Consider the following 2,904-nt stretch of genomic DNA (forward strand, 5'->3'; position numbering starts at 1 on the left):
GCGCAACGCGAGCAGGACGCCGAGCGCGTCGTCGTCGCCGGTGTCCGTGCCGTCATAGGTGGTGATGCGCTCGGCGAGCGCGAGCACGGTCGGCGTCGTGTACAGCCAGCGCACCGTGACCGGAACCCCGGTCACCGCGGCCAACTCGGCCGAAACCGCAACGCCCAGTAGCGAATTCCCGCCGAGTTCGAAGAAGTCGTCGTTCAGGCCCACCTTGGCTTGACCGGTGGCCGTGCCGATGTGTTCGGCGACCAGACGCTGAATCACCGTCTCGGGCGCGCGATATGGGCGGGGCGCGATGACCGGCGGCGGCAAGGCGCGACGATCGAGCTTGCCGTTGCTCGCCACCGGAAGCCGGTCGAGCTCGATGAGCGCCGAGGGCACCAGCGCGGCGGGCAGCATCCCGCGCAGCCGCTGCCGCGTGGCCGCGGCGTCGAAGGCCATCCCCGGCGCGGCGACCACGTACCCGACCAGCCGCGCCTCCGGCAGCCCGGCGTCGGCGACGGTCACGACGGCGTACGCGATCTCCGGCCCGGCCAGCAGCGCCGCCTCGATCTCGGCGGGCTCGATCCGCCGCCCGCGCACCTCGACCTGGGCGTCGACGCGGCCGAGGAACTCGAACGCCCCGTCGGGGCCCGCGCTGACCAGGTCACCGGTCCGGTACAGCCGCTGCCCGACCCCGAACGGGTCGGCGATGAACCGCACGGCGGTGCCCGCGGGGTCGCGGACGTAGCAGTCGGCGACGCCGATCCCGCCGAGGTACAGCTCGCCCCTTGCCCCGTCGGGCAGCCGTCCCAACCGCGAATCCAGTACCACCGCAAGCACTCCCGGCAGCGCGTGCCCGACGGTCACCGGCTCGTCGATCGACATGGCGGCGGTCTCCGTCGCCATCACGGTGGCCTCGGTCGGCCCGTATCCGTTGAACAACCGCACGTGCGGGGCCCATTCGCGGACCAGCTTGGCCGGGCAGGCCTCCCCGCCGACGGCCACCACCTCCAGATCGGGCACCTGCGCGGGCGACAGGGTGGCGAGCACGGCCGGGGTCGTCAGATAGTGCGTGCAGCCGCTCTCACGCAGCAGTCGCGCCAGCTCGGCGCCGGAGATCACCTCCGGCGGCTGCACCACGAGTCGCGCGCCGGAGGCGAACGCCGCGAGGACGTCCAGCAGGTGCGCGTCGAAAGACGGTGCGTGCGAGTGCAACACCACCGAGTCCGGGCCGACGCCCCAGTGATCGACGATGTAGTCGGTGAGCGAGCCGAGACCGCGATGACTGACCGCCACGCCCTTGGGCCGCCCCGTGGTGCCCGAGGTGTAGATCAGGTACGCCGAGTGCGCGGGCCGCAGCGCGCGCGGGCGCTCCGCGTCGTCCACCGGTGTGGCCGCCCGGCGCTCGATCTCCGCCGTGCACCGCGGGTCGTCGAGCACGAGCCAGTCGATGCCGCACCCGGCCGCGTCGTCCTCGAGCGCACAGTCCGAGTCGGCCGTGACGAGGTCGAGGCGATCCTGGAATCCCGTGTCGCTGGGGAACCTCTCCCGCACCGCCTCGACCGTAATGCCTTGCCTCGCCTGTGAATCCGCGATGACGGCGGCGATCCGCGACACCGGATCGGACGGGTCGACCGGGACGAAGCAGGCGCCGGACTTCGCGACGGCCCACAGGGCGAGCACCGACTCCAGCGAGCGCGGGACGGCCACCACCACGAACTCGCCGGGGCGCGCGCCGCCCGCCATGAGCTCGCGGGCCAGGCGCGAGGACTGCTCGTCCAGTTCCCGGTAGCTCATGGCGCGGTCTCCGTCCCGCACGGCCACGCCGTCGCGCGCCACGCTCGCGCGCAGCAGGTCGGGCAGCACCCGTACCGGCCCGGCGGGCGGCGTGGCCGTCGGCGCGGGCACCGTGTGGTCGAGAGTCATTATCGGGCAATCGGTTTCGGCACCGAGGAAGCGGGCGAAGTAGGCCAGGAACATGCGGTGCTGCCACGCCACCGTGTCGTAGCGGTAGCGGGCCGGGTTGGCCTGGAAGTCGATGCTGATCGAGCGGTCGTCGGGGCCGGCCTGGTAACCGTTGACCATCAGATCCTCGACCGGCCCGAGCGCGAGCAGCCGGACCTGGCCGGTCAGCTCGCCGAGCCGGAACGGTTCGGCGAACCCGAGCACATTGACCAGCGGCCCGAATCCGCCGCCGAGGGCCTGATCCCGGCCGCTGTCGCGATGCATGTCCTCGAAGCGGTAGCGCTGGTGGCGCAGCGCGCCGATGACGGTCGAGCGCACCTGGGCGATGACCGCGCCCACCGTGCTGGTGTCGAGCCCGGACAGCCGCAGCGGCACCACATTCGACATCGAACCGGCGGATCGACGCAGGCCGGCGGTGGTGCGCGCCGGAACGGGCAGCGTGAGGGTGACCTCGGTGCGGGCCGTCATCCGCGCCAGGAAGCAGGCGAACGCCGCGAGAGCCAGTTCGGGGAAGGTCGCGCCGTGCCTGGACCTGGCGTCGGCGAGCAACTCGGCCGTGGCGGCGTCGACGGTGGCCGTGACCCGGTGCGGCCGCGCCTGGGCGGGGGCGGGGCGACCGGCCAGGCTCATCGGCGCGCCGAGCCCGTCGAGCTGGCCGAGCCAGTACTCGCGGTCCACCGCGCGACGCGGGGAATCGCGGTACGCGCGTTCGGCTTCCAGTATCTCCGGCACAGTGAGCGCCGGAAGCTCTTGCGCCGGAGCGCCTTTGCCGCCAGCTACCGCTCGACCATCGACCTTGCCGCCACCGACCACGCGACCCTCGAGCTTGCCGCCCTCGACCGCACCGCACCCGACCGCGCGACCGTCAACCTTGCCGCCCCCGACCGCGCCGCCCTCAACCACCCGGCCATCAACCTTGCCGCCCCCGACCGCGCCGCCCTCAACCACCCGGCC

2 protein-coding genes are annotated in these 2,904 nt (G+C 73.2%); one reads left to right on the forward strand and one right to left on the reverse strand.

From position 1 onward, the window contains the following. On the reverse strand, positions 1 to 2,682 hold a 2,682-nt coding region (locus ON39_RS34250), incomplete at its 3' end, for a non-ribosomal peptide synthetase (RefSeq protein ID WP_255219322.1). 18 nt (positions 2,683 to 2,700) lie between these two features. Between ON39_RS34250 and ON39_RS50915 the strand changes: the two genes are divergently transcribed. After that, the coding region (locus ON39_RS50915) for a hypothetical protein (protein ID WP_255219323.1) at positions 2,701 to 2,904 on the forward strand (204 nt) is incomplete at its 3' end.

Source organism: Nocardia tenerifensis NBRC 101015, from assembly GCF_000308715.1.
Lineage (GTDB): Bacteria > Actinomycetota > Actinomycetes > Mycobacteriales > Mycobacteriaceae > Nocardia > Nocardia tenerifensis.